Below are 19643 nucleotides of genomic sequence, written 5' to 3' on the forward strand. Positions count from 1 at the left end.
AATTGTTTTATGAAGAGAGAATCGAAAAATAGCAAACTTACACCCGAAGACGTAAAGAGCTATACAAGCCTTTTTTGGAAGGTTATCATCGGGCTTGTTCTTTTTGCGATACTGTTTATGGTCAGTGTACGAATAGGAGTCTTTGGTCAGTTGCCATCTTTCGAAGATTTAGAAAATCCCAACAGCAATTTAGCTTCTGAAATCATTACGGACGATAATCGGGTGTTAGGAACCTATTACGTACATAATAGATCCAATGTGCGCTTTAGCGAGTTATCGCCCGCGCTGGTGCATGCCTTAGTTTCTACAGAAGACAAACGCTTTTACAAGCACTCAGGAATCGATTATTCGCGTACCATCAGTGTGATCTTCCACACGTTAGCTGGCAACAAGCAGGGCGGAAGTACCATTACTCAGCAGCTAGCTTTAAATCTCTTTTCAGAAAAACGCGAGAAAAGTTTCTTGAAACGCGTAATGCAGAAATTCCAAGAATGGATCACCGCCGTTCGATTGGAACGAAACTATACGAAAGACGAAATCATCATGATGTATTTCAATACCGTAGATTTTGGTGCATACAACACCTTCGGTATTAAGTCTGCGGCGCGCACGTATTTCAACACCACTCCCGATCAGCTTACGCCACCGCAAGCTGCACTACTAGTAGGAATGCTTAAAGGTCCTGGCATCTATTCGCCCGTACGCTATCCAGAAAATGCACTCAAAAGGAGAAATCTGGTAATGTATAATATGGTGGAGCAAGGCTATCTTTCAAAAAATGATTATGACGCCTTCAAACAAGAAGGGCTTGATCTACAGCTTCGCATCTCTAGCTACTCCGAAGGAATAGGTCCATATTTTCGTGCTGTTCTCAAAGAACAGATTCGCCAAGAATTCAAGCGACTTGCCATTACCAAGCCAGATGGTACGCCGTATGATCTGGATCGTGATGGATTGCGCGTCTATACGCCGATCAATTATCAAATGCAGCAGCATGCTGAAGATGCACAGAAAGAATGGATGAGCAAGTTGCAAAACGAGTTTAGCAAAGAATGGCGTCGCCGAGATGCTTTCTCCGGCGAAAATGCAAAAATATTGGCCAGAGGAATGAAACGATCTGACCGCTATCGAATGCTAAAAGACGAAGGAATGTCAGAAAGCAACATCGAGAAAGAGTTTGATAAGCCAGTGCCCATGACCTTATTCAGTTGGGACGGAAATATCGATACGGTGATGACCCCGTTAGATTCTATTCGCTATACGAAATTGATTCTCCGCAATGCGATGATGTCTATGGAGCCCAAGACAGGTCATATCAAAGCATGGGTAGGCGGGATTAATTTTGAACATTTCAAATACGATCAAGTGAAGTTAGGAACCCGGCAAGTTGGTTCCACAGCCAAACCTTTTGTGTATGCATGTGCTATCGACAATGGTTATACACCATGCAACACAATTCCAAATCACCAACAAAACATTGGCGGATGGAGCCCGCGCGGTGAAATACGAGGTGGTGATCCAATTACTTTAAAAAATGCGGTCAAATATTCGCAAAATCAAGCTTCTGCTTACCTCATCAACGAGATCGGTGCAAATAATGTCGCATCTTTCACCCACAAAATGGGTATCACTTCTGACATTCCTAATAATCTTTCGATTGCTTTAGGTTCCTACGATGCATCGATCTTTGATATGGTGGGCGCCTATGCAGCATTTGTAAATCACGGTACTTGGATCGAACCAACGATGATCTTGCGCGTAGAAGATAAAAATGGTACACCGATATATGAGAAAGCACCGCAAGTAGTGAAAGCCATTAATAGTGAAACGGCTTATGCAATGGTAGATATCCTAAAAGGTGTGGTCGATGGAGGTACAGCCAGCCGATTGCGTTGGGATCCAGATTTTGGCGGTCTCAAAAATCCGATTGGAGGAAAGACCGGTACCACTAATAACAATGCGGATGCTTGGTTTATGGGAATTACACCCGACTTGGTTACAGGCGTATGGACCGGTGCCGAAGATCGTGGAATCAGCTTCAGCAGTACGGCCTTAGGTCAAGGTGCACGATCGGCTATGCCGGTATTCGGCAAATTTATGCGAAAAGTGTATGCCGATAAAGCATTGAACTATTCGCAAGAGGATTTCCCATTGCCTCCAGGAGGTATTCACCGGTTTGAAATAGATTGTGCTAGGCACACTGAGTTTTTTGGTGTGCCAGAAGAGACTCCTTTGCAGGATGATCGATTAGGGTTTTAAGAAAGAGGAGTGTTAGAGTGTTTGATTATAAGCAGGAATTAACGCGCATACCGCATAAGCCTGGTGTTTATCAGTATTTTGATAAAGACGAGCAACTGATTTATGTCGCAAGGCCAAAGATCTGCGCAATAGAGTCGGTTCCTACTTCAATAGCCCGCATCAGCTCAATGGCAAAACACGTGTGCTGGTACGGAAGATTAATCGCATCGCATTCACGATTGTAGATACCGAAATCGATGCATGGCTGCTAGAAAACAGTCTGATCAAAAAACATCAACCACGCTATAACGTGATGCTCAAAGATGATAAAACCTACCCATGGATTGTCATCAAAAATGAGCGCTTCCCGCGAATTTATTGGACCCGCAGATATATTAAAGATGGTTCACGGTATTATGGCCCGTATGCGTCGGTCGGCATGATGCACATCGTGCTGGATATGATTCGCGAATTATTCCCATTACGTACCTGTAATCTAAATCTATCGGAAGAGAATATTCAAAAAGGCAAATTCAAGGTTTGCTTGGAGTATCAGATAGGAAATTGTAAAGGCCCTTGCGAAGGGTATCAAGAGGAAGAATCTTACAATCAGAACCTCGTCAATATAAAAGATATTCTCAACGGAAAAATAAGCATCGTCAATAATCGTCTCAAAGAACAGATGCAGGATGCTGTTGCGCAGATGGATTTCGAACAAGCGCATACTTTGAAGCAAAAGCTGGATAAGCTCGGTAATTATCAAAGTAAATCTACTGTAGTAAGCTCCTCAATCACTAATGTGGATGTATTCAGCATCGCTTCCGAAGATAGCTACGCCTTTGTTAATTTTCTCAAAATCGTTAATGGTGTCATTATTCAGACGCAGACCTTAGAGATGAAAAAGCGGCTGGACGAAAGCGATGAAGAGTTATTGGCACTAGCCATTCCGGAGATTCGCTCGCGTTTTAAGAGCCTTTCCAGAGAGATCATCGTGCCGTTTGAACTGGATATCCAAGAAGATGATAACTTTCATTTTCATGTACCCAAAATGGGAGATAAGCGTAAGTTGTTGGATTTATCGCTGAAGAACGTGGCATACTTCAAAAAAGAGCGCCTCAATCAATACGAAAAATTGAATCCCGAGTTGAAGACGGAACGTATCTTGTCGCAGATGCAGAAAGATTTGCGCATGAACGTTTTGCCACAGCATATCGAATGTTTTGACAACTCCAATATACAAGGTAATTACCCGGTTTCGGCCATCGTGGTATTCAAAGATGCTAAGCCTTCTAAAAAAGATTATCGGCACTTTAATGTTAAGACGGTAGTGGGGCCTGATGATTTTGCAACGATGGAAGAGGCGGTTTTTCGTCGTTATCGTCGTTTGTTAGACGAAGATCAGCCACTGCCGCAACTAATTATTATTGATGGTGGCAAAGGACAGTTAGGAGCCGCATTGAAAAGCTTACGCTTGCTCGGTGTAGAGAAGAAAGTAACCATAATTGGTATTGCCAAGCGCCTCGAGGAACTGTATTATCCGGGCGACCAATATCCACTGTATCTGGACAAAAAATCAGAAACATTACGTGTTATCCAGCACCTTCGAGATGAAGCGCACCGTTTTGGTATTACTTTTCATCGCAATCAACGCAGCCGCAAAACTTTTGTGTCGGAACTAGAACAGATTCCAGGGATCGGAAAAACTACGGTGGAGAAACTCCTCAAAACGTTTAAATCCGCCAAAAAAACTCGCGAAGCTAGCGATGAGCAGCTCGCAGAGATTCTGAATAAAAAGCAAATCGCAGCCTTTCGTGCTTTTTTTGCTGAGGTGGATTAGCGCCGTGTGATCTTACAAAAATCCCAGCTCCAATTTCGCTTCTTCAGACATCATATCCCTATTCCAAGGTGGATCGAAAGTCAATTCTACCACTGCTTGACTGATTCCATCAATATCTGCAACTTTGCGTTGCACCTCGTCCATAATATCGCCAGCAACGGGGCAGCCAGGCGCGGTAAGCGTCATGACAATTTTGGCAGAAGCATCAGCTTTTGTAATAATTTCGTACACCAAACCCAAATCTACGATATTAGCAGGCTTTAATTCTGGATCGTATACCGTTTCCAATACTTCACGAATACGTGGAGCAAGACCGATAGCGTCCATTACTATTATTTGATTCATATATTTATTATTTTTTGACTTGAATCACTACTGCTGTAGTTGAATACTCAAATTTAGGTATTTCGAGTACAAACTCGATCATATTCATGTTGTAATAAAGCCATAATATGCTTCTTGCTGTGTACGAGTTGTGCTTGCGCAGCCGCCCGAGTGGTAATGTCAAAATGCGTAGCTGTACTATCCATTTCAAATCGCTGAATAGCCTGTACGATAGCTTCGGGCGAGGTCGGCTCAAAGCAATATCCTGTTTCTCCTTCTATGACGCGTCGGCAATTGCTCCAATATGGCTAGCTATGATCGGAGTGTGCATCATCATGCCTTCGATAATCGTGAGCGGCGTGCCACCTTCGTAACAAACGGAAGGCACAATCAATGCTTTACATTGCAAGAGTTCTTCGTACACGGCATCTTTCGGTAGTGCGCCGATATAAGAAAGATGTGTCTTGTTTTTTATGATTTCCTGTACTTGATTTTCCAACGGACCAGAGCCAACAATCCGCAAGGAATATGAGGTGTCTTTCAAGGCCTCAAGTAACTCCAGAATGCCTTTTTCATCGGATAATCGACCCACATAAAGATAATGATTCTGCCGTTTGGGTAGCATCTCTGCCGCGCGAATCTCTACAAAATTAGGCTTTACGACAAATTTTTGCGGGGCTACATTTAGTGAGCTGTTTGAGATGAGTTGCTTTGAAAACTCGGCCAATACAAGATAACGATCTACCATATTCCAAGTGCCTATTCGGCGATGGATCCAATAGCTAATGGCCGTTAAGGCAGTTTTGGCAAATGAACGGTCCAACACACGATGATAGATCGCTTTCCACGGGAATTCAGCATGTACACTATCGGTAAACAGCTTTCCTCGATAAAAAAGCGTAGCCGAAGGGCAAAGCAAGCGAAAGTTGTGTAAAGACATGACTATCGGAATGCCCGCTTTTTTGGCAGTACGGATCACAATTGGTCCACAGGCATACTGCGTATTATGAAAATGGATCACGTCTGGTTTATAGCGTCGTATAGCAGCGCGGAGCTTTTTTTTTGCAAAAATATTCCAAGGAGACCAGCCAAATTGCCACAATCCTTTCCAACCTTTTTCATTGCGGAATGTCAGTGAAAAGACTTCATAGCCGGCTATTTCTGACATAGCATTCATCTCCTGATGGAAGACCACATCTTCCCCACCAAGATCCTGATAATAGTTATGAACAAAGAGTACGCGCATGTATGAGATAGTCAAAAGTAGTTATTTTTGTATATTCGTCATATTTTCTTTCGCATGCTAACACAATCTACATATAGTACACAAATTACAAATGCCATTGAGCAGGCACAGTTCCCGACCGATCCACCCAAGTTATATGATCCTATCCGCTATATTCTAGGTTTATCGGGTAAGCGCATACGTCCGTTACTGGTGATGCTGGGCGCAGACTTGTTTGCTTTTGATGACATGGAATCAACGATTCCTGCAGCATTGGCAGTAGAATATTTTCATAATTTTTCGCTTATTCATGACGACATTATGGATGAAGCACCACTACGTCGTGGCGCTCAGACCGTGCATAAAAAATGGAGCGTGAATGTCGCCATTCTTTCTGGTGATGCCTTATTAGTGAAAGCATATGAAGAAATTGCGCGCTGTGCGCCAGCAAAAATACCAGCCTTATTGAAAGTATTTAATCGCATGGCGCTGGAGGTATGTGAGGGGCAGCAGAAAGATATGGATTTTGAAACCGAAGATAGCGTAGCAGAAGCCGACTACATCAGTATGATTCGAGCCAAAACATCGGTTCTACTAGGTGGCGCACTGCAAATGGGAGCGATTTTAGCGAATGCCAATGAGCAGGAGCAGGATTTATTGTTTCAGTTTGGCGTCAATCTTGGAATTGCATTTCAATTACAAGATGATATTTTAGATGTATATGGTAATCCGGAAAATTTTGGCAAACAGGTTGGAGGCGATATTCTTTGTGATAAAAAAACAATTCTGCGTATCCACCTCCAACAGCTTGTGGATGTACAAGATGCAGCCGTGTTGGATAATTTGGTGAACGAACTGGACGCGGAGACAAAAATAGAGACGACGAAAAAATTGTATGCTAAATATGGTGTACGCTCCATAGCCGAACAGCTGAAAGATCACTATGCTGAACTTGCCTATAATGCTTTAGAAACCATTCCGGTAGGCGATCAGCAAAAGATGGCATTGCGAGATTTAGCACAGAATCTAATGGTGCGTACCTATTAGGTGATTAGGATAACTGCTAATTATTCATTAATTTGTATCAAATCGACCTGATAAGTTTCGATCGAACATGTATTTATGGAGCAAATAAAAGTAACAGTATTTCAAGCGTATATTTTTTGGGAGAATCCGGAGAAAAATCTACAAAATCTCTCACTTCGTCTATCTGGATTACGCGAAAAAACAGATTTAATTATTCTGCCAGAAATGTTCAATACTGGTTTTACCATGAATGTAGCTGCTTGTGCTGAGACGATGTCTGGACCGACCATGCATTGGATGTTTGATCTTTCCAAAAAGTTTGACTGTGTCGTTGCAGGTTCTTTAATTATTGAGGAAGACGGACGCTATTATAACCGCTTTGTGTGGATGTCACCAGATGGTACATTTGTGCACTACGATAAGCGGCACCTGTTTAGCATGGCCAAAGAAGACGAATACTTTACTGCCGGATCATCTCGTGTAGTACTCAATATAAAAGGTTGGCGTATCTGCCCGATGGTGTGCTACGATCTGCGTTTCCCAGTTTGGTCTCGCAATGAGAGTGATGCGTATGATATTTTGGTTTACACGGCCAATTGGCCAGACAAACGCTCAGCACATTGGCGTGCACTTATACCAGCAAGAGCGATCGAAAATCAATCGTACGTCATTGGTGTCAACCGAGTAGGGCATGATGGCAACGAGACGTATTATTCGGGAGGTTCCATGTGTATCTCGCCGGCTGGCGATGTCGTGTATTATAAACCCGAAGATGAAGATCTGTATACTTTTACGCTCAATCCGAAAGATTTGGTAGAAACGCGACAAAGCTTACCATTCTTAAAGGATCAGGATAAATTCACAATTCTGTAATAATCACCCTATATTGCTAGTTAATCTGCGTAGGGTCTTTGCAAGATCGCTGCGTGAATGACTGCTTGACGAAGATCAAAGCGTTCCTCCTCGAGCTTTGGCAACGCCTCTGCGACGGGCACGACCTCTATTTTCTGAATTGCTTTTTGTTTCGCTTTTTCTGCGCGAAGACGAGTAACTTCGGCTGGCACTTCCTGCTCCAACACCATTTTTTCCGGCATCTCCACTTTTTTCCGGGCTATTTTTGCTGGTTTTGGCCTGCCCAGTTTGCGATCATATTCAGTAGTTCGTGTAGCAGGCGGCTCGGCAACAGTTGTATCACGGCGTTTCGTTGTCATGGTACGTCGCTGCTCCACCACAGTTTTAGGGGCTGCACTCTTCGGTAAACTACTTTGGCGCTTCCGCGCCTTTTCCATTTCCTCTTGATAGTTTTGGTAGATTTTGTAAATCAATCCCCCAACGATAAGAAGTACAGGTATAATATTTTCCATGTATATGATCTTTTCTTAAGGCTCTATCGGCTGAAGGCCATTTCGCACTCTCTCTAAAGATACTTTTTTTTAATGAAAATAATAAAGGTCAATCAAAAGTAAACCCCTGACTCGACTGAGACAAGGGTTCCGCTTTGTTTGTGTTTGTTGTAATTTTATTCGAAGATTTCTGGCTCAAATCCACTTCTATTGTTGACTAGTTTGCCGGTGTTACGAAAGTAGATTTCATGGAAGCTCAGTGTGGTTTGATTATCCACCTTCCGGAAAAACTTGTCGGCACTCACATCTTCTAATGTTTTGAAACCACATGCCTCCATGATTTCGACTGTGGCGCGTAAGGTATTGCGGTGAAATTGCCCCACACGTACATATTTGTCTTCCACATCCAGTCCTTTGTACAAATGTGGGCGCTGTGTCGCCACACCGACCGGACAAACATCTTCATTGCATTTCAAAGCTTGAATACAACCCAAGGCAAACATCATTCCGCGCGCACTATAACAAGCATCAGCACCCAATGCTACTGCCTTAAGAATATCAAATCCAGTCACGATGCGGCTAGAAACAATAAGTTTGATATGCTTCTTCAGGCCAAAACGAATCAATGTGGTGGTGATGAAAGCCAAAGCATCGTATAATGGCATTCCTAAGTTATCGGTGAACTCTAATGGCGCTGCACCAGTACCGCCTTCTGAGCCGTCAATAGCGATGAAGTCTGGGAAAATCTGTGTTTGCTGCATGGCATGGCAGATATCTATAAATTCTTGCTTGTCGCCCACGCAGAGCTTGAATCCTACTGGTTTGCCGTCCGATAGATCGCGTAATTGCTGCACAAATTCTATCAGACCCTCAGCCGTAGAAAAAGCGTTGTGCGCCGGAGGCGACATCACATCAGTACCTGGTATTACGTGTCGTATCGCCGCTACTTCAGGTGTATTTTTTGCCGCCGGCAATATACCACCATGCCCCGGTTTGGCACCTTGCGATAGTTTGATTTCAATCATTTTCACGTAAGGTTTGGTCGCTTTCTCCCGAAATAATTCTGGACTAAATCTGCCCAGATCATCGCGACAGCCAAAATAACCCGTACCAATTTGCCAAATCAAATCGCCGCCATTAATATGGTATTGGCTAATACCACCTTCACCTGTATTGTGCGCAAAATTCTGTAAGGCAGCACCTTTGTTGAGCGCGGTAATAGCGGTACGGCTCAAGGCTCCATAACTCATGGCCGAAATATTGAATACACTCAGGCTGTACGGCTGCTTACATTGAAAGTTTCCGACCATAGTGCGTAAGTCATGGTTTTCGATGTGCACTGGAAATACCGAATGCGCAGCCCATTCATTGCCAATGGCTTGTGGATCGGTTTGCATACCAAACGCAACAGTTTCGCGTTGATTTTTGGCTCTTTGATATACGATGGAGCGTTGGCGTCTGTTAAACGGACGACCATCAGTGTCAGATTCCCAAAAATACTGACGTAACTCCGGACGGATGGATTCAAAAAAATACCTGAAATAACCTACCAATGGATAGTTTCTCAAGATGGCGTGCCCACTCTGAAAACTATGGTACAATGCTATAATCAATAGGGGAATAGGTATGATCAATAACCAGAACCAGCTCCGGGTGAAAATAATACCAAACGATATAATAATCAAATTAATGACGATAATCGTTCCAAGGATCAAATTTCTAACACGCATGATACGTATATATTAAGTTTACTATCTCTTTGTCATACAACTAACAGACCAAATTTCGCTTCCAATCGAGTAAAAAGATCTGACGAACCTGTCTCCGGCCATGAAGGCGCGCAATGGCATCATTCGTACTGCAAAATTAGGAAGATCAATGAGTATATAGAAGAAATATATGCTTTGTAAAAAGATTTACTTAATTGATAACAAAGACATTTTAAATCTCGCTTTTCTTAATGAATTGAGATATTATTTGGTAAATCGTTTGCCAATCTGGCTCTTGTTTGAGATAGTCCAAATGCTTCTTCATGGTAAGCACATCATTTCTGCGTGCCGGACCGGTTTGTACATCGGCGGGGATGTGCTGTTGTACCTTACGAGCAGTCTCCAGTATAATTGGCCGGATAAGATCTGGAGAAAGTTGCTGCGCTGCCAGGATGTCAAAAGCAATTTGATACATCGCATTGGAAAAATTATTGGCAAAAACGGCACCCAAATGCAGTGCCAAGCGCTGTGTGGTATTCGCCTCAAAAGATAAGGGGGCTATCGCACTCATCTGCTGTATTAAATAGTCCGTAACTGCTTGGGTATTGCCTTCAATAGCAAACGGAATACAAGACAGATCTGTCGGAACATCTTTAGACAAACTTTGCGGAGGATAGATCACACCGTAATTTTTCCACCTATCTAATATACCTAACGTTGTTGCGCCAGAGCAGTGTACGACGATGCCTTTCCACGATATGGGCAATTGCTGAACGAGTTCTGGTAATGTTTGATCTGTGATAGCAAGCAAATACAAGTCTGCATTTGGGCTAATTGCTGCAAGTGAATCTGTGGCGTCGCAGTGCAATACATCAGCCAATCGCTTTGCATGATCAGCATTGCGGCTATATACTTGTACGATACGGTGGCCGCCAGCTTGCCATCCAACACCGAGATGGTGCGCCACATTGCCGCTGCCGATAAGTACCATATTCATTAGACTGCAGCGCGTGGCTTCTGGTTGTCTTTCCAACGCCTGTAGATCGCCATCAAGAAACCAATTGTCATCACGATGGTACCACACCAGAAGAAGTTGATGTATGGGAATTTGATAGCTTTAAACACCACCCATTTTTTCTCGGGTAGTGGCTTTTGGTAAACCATCAATTCTAATTTATCGGCCTGCGGTTTAATGTTAGAGAATCGGAAACGTAAGCCCTGCTCTTCTACATCTTTATGAAAATCAAATACGTTGCCGTCTTTGATTAGGAATAAGGGTTCCGCTTGAAATTCTTTGCCATCTGATGCAATCACACGGATCTTCAAGCCAAATACAATATCATCATCACCTTTCGGAATATTCTCGATTTTCGCATCGCGGTTGATATTTTCGACAATAAAGAAACCATTACGGTAGCGCAAGGTATCACCCAGATTAACCTCGTAAGTTGCAGGTTCGTCATAGTCTTCGAAGCCAGATTTTTGGCTATCACTAGCTTTTGGATCGTTGTTGTGACTATCTGAGGCAGCAGCAGTAATCAGCGTATAGATGTCGTGTGTCACGTAATGTTTCGTAGAAGGCGTACCGATCAATCCACCCATTTGCGGGTTGTTTTGCGCAAATGGTGTTAGTACAAATTCTTCCTTCACCTTACCTGTTTCCTCGTCGATGTTTTCGTATTTAATCTTATAAAACACGTTGGGCATCGCCACGCTATCGCCAATGTAGGTTAGGCGATAATCACCCATTTGTACTGGCTCACCTTCTGTAAGGAAAAGGTTTTCGCCTGGCTTCTCGACTTGATCAAAACCAGCTACCGCGATATAACCGCTGCTGTTCTGAGAAATCACCTCGCTGGTGGCGGCAGCAACTAGGGCGCCGATCAACAGTAACCCAAAACCAATATGTGATACGGCCGAACCAGCCAGGCGCCATTTGCCTTTAAACGCATCTGTTAATATTTTGCCATTCGCAAGGATACAGAACACCGCACCAAACGTGATCAAAATATACATGATATTGGTATATACCTTAGTCGCATACACAACGCCAGCCGAAAGAATCAATGAAACCACCAATACGATTAGTATTGAAGACCAAAATTTCTTCGCATCGCTGCGTTTATATTTTAGGAATTGCGTAAAACCAGTGACCAGCATCACGACTACGGCAAAAGCGCCCTGCCATTTGTTGTAATGTGGAATAGGATCAATCGGAGGGGCTACTTTTGTGCCGAATATCGCGTTGAAGACTGGAATAGAAGTGGTGGCAATAATCTGAATACAAGCAACCGTCAAAATCAAAGCGCCGATGAATAACCAGAATTCACGAGAATAAATATCTTCTTCTTTCTGTGTGCTCGGGATTTCTTTGCGACGCCATACCAAAAGGCCAACCATAACGATAAAGAAAATAGCATTGAAAATAATCAACTGCCCAGACATCCCTAAACTAGTAAAGGAGTGTACCGAGGTTTCGCCCAAAATACCACTACGCGTCAAATATGAAGCGTAGATCACCAACACGAAGCTAATTAAAGCGAGAAAAGTAGCTGTAAAATAGGCTTGTCCCGAATTTTTGAAAGCCACCATCACATGCACTGCCGCGATCAGTGTAAACCAAGGTATAATAGATACATTTTCGACAGGATCCCAAGCCCAAAAACCTCCAAAATTTAAGGCTTCATACGCCCAAAAAGAGCCCATAATAATACCAGCACCCAAGATCATAACAGCGAAAAGCGCCCATGGTAATCCGGGCGAAATCCAATCTTTGTAACGGCGTTGCCACAATCCTGCTCCCGCAAATGCGAACGGGACAATCATCGAAGCAAATCCTAAGAATAGCGTAGGAGGATGGATCACCATCCAATAGTTTTGTAAGAGTGGATTTAGCCCCCGGCCATCCGATATCATCGAAAGGTAATTCGGGTCGCTCAAGATTGGCCAGTTCATCGCATCGCGCAATAGGATAAAAGGCGAGCTACCTACACGTGTGCCAAATACTTCTACGCCGATCAACATCGATGCTAAGAAGGTCTGGCAAAGCATCACAAAGGTCATTACCGGACTTTCCCAAGATTTGGCTGTCGCCAATAACACCATGCTTAACACACTCTGCCAAAACATCCACAGCCAAAAACTGCCTTCTTGACCTTCCCAGAAAGAGGATATGATGTAATGGGTAGGTAATGATTTGGAGGAGTGCGCGTAGGAGTAATGGTATTCGAATAAGTGATTGTAGATAATATAAAAGAGAATGGAACCGATCGTGATGACAGAGATCGTATTGATCCAGAATGCTCCTCTGGCAATCGTTTTCCATGTCGTATCGTGCGGCTCTTTTGCCGCAAAGAAGTACGCAATACAGGAAAGCAATGCTGCGCCAAAAGATAAAATAACGAAAAATTGACCGATCTGCCCGGGTAATAAGTTTTCGCCTATAAAGTTGATATCCATATCTGAGATTGGGATGTTGTAGAGGAGTTTATTTTACGGTAGCGGTATTAAAAGCGGAAGATGTCTCAATGACTTCCATCTGGTCTTGATTGTATTTTGACGGGCACTTCATTAGAATCTTGGAGGCGTGGAATACATTGCCATCCATTTTTCCCGTCAAAACGATCTGCTCAGAACGTTCAATATCCTGCGGTTTAGCACCATTAAAAACCACTTGGCATTCGGTGCTATCATTATCAAACATGTGGAAAGAGAAATGATTCGGATCCTTCACAGGATCGTAATCCAGAGATTTCTCCTTGTTCAAAACACCAACTACATACAATTCTGTCTGCTTTTCCTTGGCCTCTGTAAAAGTAGAATACGTGCTGGAATCAGTATAAATTACCAAGATCATAGCTATCGCTACGGCAATGATGACCATCAATAAAATGGAACTCTTTTTCATATTATGCTCTTTACGAATTGCAAAATTACGAATTAAGCAGCGAAGGAATGAATTTTACAAATTTCACTAATTATTTAGAATCGTTCTAATATGTTCTTACCTGGCGCTGTTTGGTACACTATCGCACTCTATTGCAGTACAATGGCCTTTTACCAAGATAGACAGCTTCCTGAGACGCTATTTGATAGTATTCGCTTACGTTTTGACGAAACGTGCTACCAACATGGCAGCTACAGTATCTCCTGTTGCATTGAGGATGGTCGCTAAGGGATCGACCAATGCTCCGATAATAAGTACGGCCGGAACGGCTTCATTAGGAATAGCATAAATCGAAATCATCAGCAACTCGCCAATGAAGCCTCCATTAGGAATACCGCCAGCGACCATACTGACCAAAAGTGTGATGCCAACAGCGAGCACCAAGGTTTCAAGCTCGAAGAAATTCCAACCTAAAATAGCGAAGGCGACATATATTTTTAAGATGGAAGATATCGCAGAACCATTTTTATACAAGGTGTTTCCTAGCGGAATAACCACATTAGCGATAGCATTCGGTATGCCCATACGTTTTGCGGCAGCAATATTAGTAGGCATCGTAGCCAAGCTACTGCAAGTGCTGATTGCCGTGAGGCTCGGTGTAATATTATTGCGCCAATAGATACCGACACCTGATAATCCTCGCGCTACATAGGCATACAAACTGAAGAAGATGACGAAATAAATCAAGCTAAAGATGTAATAAAAAGCCATCGGTTTGGCATAAAATCCGAATAGTTCGGGACCAAATGTCTTCACTTGATAGGCGAAATAAGCTCCCAAGCCCAGCGGTCCGGCTTTCATAATCAAGGCAAGCAATTGCTGCATCACTTCGTTGCCAGATGCTAAAAAAGCCAGAAAAGCATTGGCAGCGCTCCCTGATTTGCGTATAGCAATACCCAATAACACCGAAAAAAGCACGAAGGCTAGGATGTTTTGCCGCGACAAAAGTTCTTGAAACTCGCTGACACTGAGAAATCGCACTATACGATCTCCCCACGATTCGTCGGCAGTACTGTTCTGAAGCAAGGATTGCGTTGTGTCGGCATCTGCAACGGCAGATACCGGTACCAACCAAAGGCCAGCAATGGTTGCGACCGACGCGATACAGATAGTCACGACAAATACAGCCACCATCGCGCCCACAATCCTGACCAAATGACCACCGTCTTGGATCGTTCCTATCGATGCCGTAATGGCAAAGAAAAGTAAAGGAATGACTGCGACGAATAGTAAATTCAAAAATATATCGCCGATCGGTTTGAGGTATGTCACAAGATCTGGCGCAAACATCCCAATCAGACTGCCTGCCACGATCCCGATAAGTAGCAATATAATCGATTGATAGTTTTGTAAAATCCGACGCATGCTTCTAAGTTACGCTTTTTCGGACAAGATCTATATGGATGAAGAATGCCGGATATAATCGTATTTTTGACGCATGGATAAGACGCATTTTGTCGTGACAGCCGATGGCTCTCGCACCTTATATCAGTCCGAGGTAGGTGAACATTATCACTCTAAGCACGGTGCACATCAAGAAAGTAAACATGTATTCTTGGAGCAAGGTTTGAAGCATTATCTTGCTGAAAATCCTACGGAAACGCAGGTGAATATTCTGGAAGTTGGTTTTGGGACAGGGTTGAATTTTTTATTAACGGCTGATTATGTCACTTCGGAGCAACTAAAACTTTATTACTGTGGAGTAGAAGCCTACCCGTTGAGCAAAGAAGTAATAAGCCAAACGGGTTACGACGCGTACGTAAAACCGGACCTGTGGGAAGAATTTTTGACGAATTATGAAAAAGCACTGGTAGGAAATGCAGCATTATATGCCCAAATCACATTAGAGATAGCACATCAAAAGATTCTGGCTTTTGAACCTTCACAATGTTTTCAAGTCGTATATTTCGATGCATTTGCGGCTATTCATCAACCCGACATGTGGACGGATGAGGTATTGAGCCATGTTGCTAATCTATTGGTAAAAGGCGGTGTATTTGTGACCTATGCGATTACCGGAAATTTGAAAAGAAGTATGAAAGCATTGGGCTTCTCGATCGAGAAAGCACCTGGCGCGCCAGGCAAACGAGAGATGTTGCGTGCTACCAAGTTATAAAAAACGAATAAGCCACCAATAGGTGGCTTATTCGTTTTGTTATTTAGTGAGCTTCAGTACCGTCAGCACCATGTGCGTGTCCGTGAGACAGCTCCTCTTCAGTTGCAGGGCGTACGCTTAAAATCTCGATATCGAAATTCAATTTCTTACCCGCCATTGGATGGTTCAGATCTGCCACCACGGCTTCTGGAGTCACTTCGACCACTACAGCGCGAAATTGGTTTCCGTCGTTGTCTTGCAAAGGCAATACTTCACCTACAGGAGGCAAGCCCATTTCACCAAACATATCTGCTGGCAATTGTGCGATAGCTTTATCATCACGCTCACCGTATGCATCTACTGCATTTAGCTCAAATGAAGTCTTATCTCCAGCGTCTAGTCCAGTGATGTTTTCTTCAAACTTAGGAAGCATCATGCCTACGCCATGTAAAAATGTTAACGGATTTTCTGAGGTAGTTTGTTCTACGAACGTTTTCTCACCGTTGTCTTCAACGGTATGGAGTGTGTAGTTCAACGTAACCACGTTGTTGTTTTCTACTGCCATTTTTTTGATTTTAGGAGGAGTTTATTTACTCCCCGTTACTGATTTATTAATTCTAGTACTGCTTTCACGGAATTTTGTGGAAGACTACATGTACTATTACGACAAAGGTAGGCTTTTGATTCCAAACCCTGTCTATCAGACAACAACGGAAGCATACTTTTTGTTCCCCCGAGTGTCAATTTGTTGGGAATATAATGCTGATCCAACTCCTTGCGCCATGTTATGGCGTGCTGGCCAGTCAAAGCAATTTCATTCGTGCCATAAACCAATTCTGCTAGTTGAATGGCCCAATTGGAATAAGCAGATCCATATCGTTTGATATAAGGAAATACGTTAGCAAATAATTGTTCTGCCACCTCCGCCCACTCTTGCTTATCATACAATAAGCCCAGTTTGAAAAGCTGCCGCACCATGGTCGAAGCAGAAGCCGGGATCACGTTGTCCATGATCTCGCTCTTACGCGCGATTAGTTGTTCACTCGTAGTACTAGTGTAATAGAAAGTCTGTGCCGCTGGATCGTAGAATTGTTGGATTGCCTGCTCGGTGATCGTTTTAGCAAAATCCAGCCATTGCTCATCGAAGGTCGCTTCGTACAAACTGGTGAAACCTTCTATTGTAAACGCATAATCATCGAGAAAGCCGTTTATTTCCCGGTTTGTGTCAGCGGGTTGATGTAGTAAATAGCCATCGCTTGTAAGGCCGTGCTGGCGAATAAACTCCGCAATATCGATCGCTTGCTGCAGATATTCTGCTTCATCAAAAACGCGATAAGCATCGACAAATCCTTTCATCAGCAGTGCGTTCCAAGTGATGATTTGTTTGTCGTCCAGACCTGGTCGTACACGCGTTTCGCGATACGAATAGAGTTTGTGTTTAATTTCTTGTAGGTACTCATGCCATTCTTCTTCCGAAAAGCCAGCTTCTTGGATCAATGCCTTTTCATCTTCGCTAACATAGAGTACGTTGGTAGACTCCTCTTCCCAATTGCCCTTTTGCGTCACTTGATAATAGTGGCGGAATAGATCTGCATCTTCACCCAGCAGGTCAAATTCTTCGTGATTAAAGGTGTAATATTTCCCTTCTACGCCTTCGCTGTCAGCATCTAAGGCGCTGTAAAAACCACCGTTGGGCGCTTTCATCTCGCGAACCAACCAAGCAATGGTTTCTTCTACCGTTCTCTTATACAACAAGGTGGGGCGATGCTGGTACGCTTCGCTGTATAAGCTGATCAATTGCGCATTATCATACAGCATTTTCTCAAAGTGAGGGACATGCCAGTGGCCATCTACTGAATAGCGTGCAAATCCGCCACCTACATGATCGTAAATGCCGCCATTGGCCATCTTCTCTAGTGAGAAATGTACGTGATCTAACAAGTCCTGATCTTTAGAAAGTGCACCAAAGCGCAGGAAGAAAAGCCAATTATTGGGAAGTGGAAATTTTGGTGCACGATCGTATCCGCCATCTTTATGATCGAAGGTAGCTTTCCAAGGACGGACAATATCTTGCAAGTCTGCTAGCGTGTACTTTTCTGGAATAGCACTGATCGGCAGTTGCTCTGCCTGATGTATTCCAGCAGTTAATTTCTCCGCATATTCGATGGCTACCTCGGGCGTTTCTTCCCACATTTTGGCGATCTGCAATAAGGTATTTTGCCAATCTTGCGGTTTGAAATAGGTGCCGCCATAGATGGGCCGTCCATCCGGCAAGCAAACGGCGTGCAACGGCCAGCCGCCTGCATTGGTCATCAACTGCACTGCGATCATATAGATCTGGTCAATATCCGGACGCTCTTCGCGATCTACTTTAATAGGTACAAAGAATTTGTTCATCGTCTGTGCGATGGCCTCATTCTCAAAACTCTGCTTTTCCATGACATGGCACCAGTGGCAGGCAGAATAGCCTATGCTCACGATCAATAGTTTGTTTTCTTTTTTGGCTTTCTCCAATGCTTCAGCAGACCACGGATGCCAATCTACTGGATTATGCGCGTGCTGGCGAAGATAGGGCGAGCGTTCGTTTGCGAGTTTATTTGCCATGGTGTTGATGGTTGAGTGCGATTATTCGAAAACGTGCTTCAGCGTGGCGGTTTCTCCAGAAAGCTGTGAAAAGGTCATGTTATCCGGGAATTCCAAATAAGCAGCATTTGCTGTTTTTAGTTCGGCGTATTGATCCGTCAGGTAGCTCACTAGCGATGAAAGGCCGGGATTGTGCCCAAATACAATCAGCGTAGATACATGGTCGGGTACCTTATTTATTACTTGCAGGATATCCAGATGATGCGCTTCGTAAATTTCTATCGCCAACTTGATCTGATTGGTGGGATACTGAAATATCGGACACATGATTTCAGCGGTTTGAAAGGCACGATTAGCGGCAGAAGAAATTACCAAGGTATGCTCATCAAACTTGGTTTGTTCCACGATCTGCTGTGCAATATGTATCGCATCTTGACGCCCTCGCTCGACAAGATTACGTTCGAAATCCCGTTTTGCAAAGTTTGGATCCTCAGCTTTTCCGTGGCGGATGATATATAACCTCTTCATAGGACGTCATTTTTATTTGAATGTGGCAATAAATTCTGAAATATCCCTATCCCTGAGATTTTCTTTCCCCAGAATCCTCACAAAAGCCGTTCCGACGATTGCGCCATGCGCGTAGTTTGTTGCTTTTTGATGCGTTTCTCGGTCGGAAATACCAAATCCGATCACGATCGGAGAGGATAATCCCATGTTTTTGATGCGCGAAAAATACGCTTCTGAGCGGTCTTCTACCTGCAATTGTTTGCCCGTAGTCGCGTTGGAGCTCAATAAATAGATGAAACTCGTGCTCAGCGTGTCAATCTTGCGAATACGTTCGTCGGAAGTTTGTGGTGTCACCAAGAATACGTTACTGATGCCGTATTTTTCAAAAATCGGCTGATACATCTCCTCATATTCATACAGTGGAAGATCTGGAATGATTGCCCCATCTACGCCGACAGCTTTACAATCCGCACAAAATTGTTCGACACCGTACTGCAAGATCGTATTAAAATAGCCCATCAAAAAGACAGGAATTTGTACTTGTTCTCTTAGTGGTTTCAGCTGTTCAAACAACACCTTTAACGACATGCCGTTTTGTAAGGCTTTCTGAGAGCTTTCCTGAATGATGGGGCCATCGGCCACGGGATCAGAATAGGGAATCCCAATTTCCAAGAAATCTGCTCCGCTTTTTTCTAAAGTCGCCGCAATGTCGAGGGTTGAATCCAGAGTTGGATAGCCCGCCGTATAATAAATGGACAACAGGCGTTCGCCTTGTAATATTTTTCGGGTATTTTCTAGTGTTCGCATGTG

General features: G+C 43.5%; 16 protein-coding genes and 1 pseudogene. 5 read left to right on the forward strand and 12 right to left on the reverse strand.

Annotation, left to right across the window (positions count from 1 at the left end; genetic code table 11):
• The first annotated feature begins 9 nt into the window (after nt 1–9).
• Complete coding sequence (locus A0125_RS09300) at nt 10–2259, forward strand: penicillin-binding protein 1A (RefSeq protein WP_066754906.1); 2250 nt, start codon at nt 10–12, stop codon at nt 2257–2259.
• Nucleotides 2260–2276: 17 nt separating this feature from the next.
• Nucleotides 2277–4075: pseudogene (gene uvrC / locus A0125_RS09305) on the forward strand (excinuclease ABC subunit UvrC).
• Between the two features lie 12 nt (nt 4076–4087).
• Here the strand turns inward: uvrC and A0125_RS09310 are convergent.
• Nucleotides 4088–4420 carry a metal-sulfur cluster assembly factor gene (locus A0125_RS09310; protein WP_066754908.1) on the reverse strand — a complete coding sequence of 111 codons (333 nt, stop codon included), beginning with the start codon at nt 4418–4420 and terminating at the stop codon, nt 4088–4090.
• A gap of 256 nt (nt 4421–4676) precedes the next feature.
• A complete protein-coding gene (locus A0125_RS09315) occupies nt 4677–5660 on the reverse strand; it encodes a glycosyltransferase (protein WP_156472497.1) in 984 nt (327 codons plus the stop codon).
• Nucleotides 5661–5699: 39 nt separating this feature from the next.
• Here A0125_RS09315 and A0125_RS09320 point away from each other — a divergent pair, with 39 nt between their 5' ends.
• On the forward strand, nt 5700–6671 hold the full coding sequence (locus tag A0125_RS09320; RefSeq protein ID WP_066754910.1) for a polyprenyl synthetase family protein: 972 nt from the start codon (nt 5700–5702) through the stop codon (nt 6669–6671).
• Between the two features lie 75 nt (nt 6672–6746).
• Complete coding sequence (locus A0125_RS09325) at nt 6747–7523, forward strand: amidohydrolase (RefSeq protein WP_066754912.1); 777 nt, start codon at nt 6747–6749, stop codon at nt 7521–7523.
• 20 nt (nt 7524–7543) lie between these two features.
• Here the strand turns inward: A0125_RS09325 and A0125_RS09330 are convergent, their stop codons facing one another.
• From A0125_RS09330 to A0125_RS09355, 6 genes are all read right to left on the reverse strand, one after another.
• Nucleotides 7544–7861: a hypothetical protein gene (locus A0125_RS09330; protein ID WP_156472498.1), complete on the reverse strand. Its 318-nt coding sequence runs from the start codon at nt 7859–7861 to the stop codon at nt 7544–7546.
• 308 nt (nt 7862–8169) lie between these two features.
• On the reverse strand, nt 8170–9723 hold the full coding sequence (locus A0125_RS09335; protein ID WP_066754916.1) for an FMN-binding glutamate synthase family protein: 1554 nt from the start codon (nt 9721–9723) through the stop codon (nt 8170–8172).
• A gap of 211 nt (nt 9724–9934) precedes the next feature.
• A complete protein-coding gene (locus A0125_RS09340) occupies nt 9935–10699 on the reverse strand; it encodes a Rossmann-like and DUF2520 domain-containing protein (RefSeq protein WP_066754918.1) in 765 nt (254 codons plus the stop codon).
• Nucleotides 10699–13161 (reverse strand): heme lyase CcmF/NrfE family subunit, encoded by a 2463-nt coding sequence (locus A0125_RS09345; RefSeq protein ID WP_066754919.1) that lies wholly within the window; start codon nt 13159–13161, stop codon nt 10699–10701. Before A0125_RS09345 ends, A0125_RS09340 begins: the two co-directional genes overlap by 1 nt.
• Nucleotides 13162–13189: 28 nt before the next feature.
• Nucleotides 13190–13609 (reverse strand): cytochrome c maturation protein CcmE domain-containing protein, encoded by a 420-nt coding sequence (locus A0125_RS09350; protein WP_066754922.1) that lies wholly within the window; start codon nt 13607–13609, stop codon nt 13190–13192.
• Between the two features lie 195 nt (nt 13610–13804).
• Complete coding sequence (locus tag A0125_RS09355) at nt 13805–15013, reverse strand: dicarboxylate/amino acid:cation symporter (protein ID WP_066754925.1); 1209 nt, start codon at nt 15011–15013, stop codon at nt 13805–13807.
• Nucleotides 15014–15086: 73 nt separating this feature from the next.
• Between A0125_RS09355 and mnmD the strand changes: the two genes are divergently transcribed.
• Nucleotides 15087–15764, forward strand: coding sequence for a tRNA (5-methylaminomethyl-2-thiouridine)(34)-methyltransferase MnmD (gene mnmD / locus A0125_RS09360; RefSeq protein WP_066754926.1), 678 nt, complete (start codon nt 15087–15089; stop codon nt 15762–15764).
• Nucleotides 15765–15807: 43 nt separating this feature from the next.
• Here mnmD and A0125_RS09365 read toward each other — a convergent pair whose 3' ends face one another.
• Genes A0125_RS09365 through trpA form a run of 4 tightly spaced genes read right to left on the reverse strand, consistent with a single transcriptional unit; the run spans nt 15808 to nt 19640 of the window.
• Complete coding sequence (locus tag A0125_RS09365) at nt 15808–16308, reverse strand: FKBP-type peptidyl-prolyl cis-trans isomerase (protein WP_066754928.1); 501 nt, start codon at nt 16306–16308, stop codon at nt 15808–15810.
• 35 nt (nt 16309–16343) lie between these two features.
• Nucleotides 16344–18347, reverse strand: a complete 2004-nt coding sequence (locus tag A0125_RS09370) for a thioredoxin domain-containing protein (RefSeq protein ID WP_066754930.1) — start codon at nt 18345–18347, stop codon at nt 16344–16346.
• Nucleotides 18348–18368: 21 nt separating this feature from the next.
• Complete coding sequence (locus A0125_RS09375; protein ID WP_066754931.1) at nt 18369–18854, reverse strand: SixA phosphatase family protein; 486 nt, start codon at nt 18852–18854, stop codon at nt 18369–18371.
• Between the two features lie 12 nt (nt 18855–18866).
• Nucleotides 18867–19640, reverse strand: a complete 774-nt coding sequence (gene trpA / locus A0125_RS09380) for a tryptophan synthase subunit alpha (RefSeq protein ID WP_066754932.1) — start codon at nt 19638–19640, stop codon at nt 18867–18869.
• Nucleotides 19641–19643 lie beyond the last annotated feature (3 nt).

Origin of the sequence: Sphingobacterium populi (genome assembly GCF_001586775.1) — a bacterium.
GTDB lineage: Bacteria > Bacteroidota > Bacteroidia > Sphingobacteriales > Sphingobacteriaceae > Sphingobacterium > Sphingobacterium populi.

Coding starts and splice junctions, on each gene's coding strand:
- A0125_RS09300 (WP_066754906.1), top strand. CDS start 10: ATGAAGAGAGAATCGAAAAATAGCAAACTTACACCCGAAGACGTAAAG.
- A0125_RS09310 (WP_066754908.1), bottom strand. CDS start 4,420: ATGAATCAAATAATAGTAATGGACGCTATCGGTCTTGCTCCACGTATT.
- A0125_RS09320 (WP_066754910.1), top strand. CDS start 5,700: ATGCTAACACAATCTACATATAGTACACAAATTACAAATGCCATTGAG.
- A0125_RS09325 (WP_066754912.1), top strand. CDS start 6,747: ATGGAGCAAATAAAAGTAACAGTATTTCAAGCGTATATTTTTTGGGAG.
- A0125_RS09330 (WP_156472498.1), bottom strand. CDS start 7,861: ATGACAACGAAACGCCGTGATACAACTGTTGCCGAGCCGCCTGCTACA.
- A0125_RS09335 (WP_066754916.1), bottom strand. CDS start 9,723: ATGCGTGTTAGAAATTTGATCCTTGGAACGATTATCGTCATTAATTTG.
- A0125_RS09340 (WP_066754918.1), bottom strand. CDS start 10,699: ATGAATATGGTACTTATCGGCAGCGGCAATGTGGCGCACCATCTCGGT.
- A0125_RS09345 (WP_066754919.1), bottom strand. CDS start 13,161: ATGGATATCAACTTTATAGGCGAAAACTTATTACCCGGGCAGATCGGT.
- A0125_RS09350 (WP_066754922.1), bottom strand. CDS start 13,609: ATGAAAAAGAGTTCCATTTTATTGATGGTCATCATTGCCGTAGCGATA.
- A0125_RS09355 (WP_066754925.1), bottom strand. CDS start 15,013: ATGCGTCGGATTTTACAAAACTATCAATCGATTATATTGCTACTTATC.
- mnmD (WP_066754926.1), top strand. CDS start 15,087: ATGGATAAGACGCATTTTGTCGTGACAGCCGATGGCTCTCGCACCTTA.
- A0125_RS09365 (WP_066754928.1), bottom strand. CDS start 16,308: ATGGCAGTAGAAAACAACAACGTGGTTACGTTGAACTACACACTCCAT.
- A0125_RS09370 (WP_066754930.1), bottom strand. CDS start 18,347: ATGGCAAATAAACTCGCAAACGAACGCTCGCCCTATCTTCGCCAGCAC.
- A0125_RS09375 (WP_066754931.1), bottom strand. CDS start 18,854: ATGAAGAGGTTATATATCATCCGCCACGGAAAAGCTGAGGATCCAAAC.
- trpA (WP_066754932.1), bottom strand. CDS start 19,640: ATGCGAACACTAGAAAATACCCGAAAAATATTACAAGGCGAACGCCTG.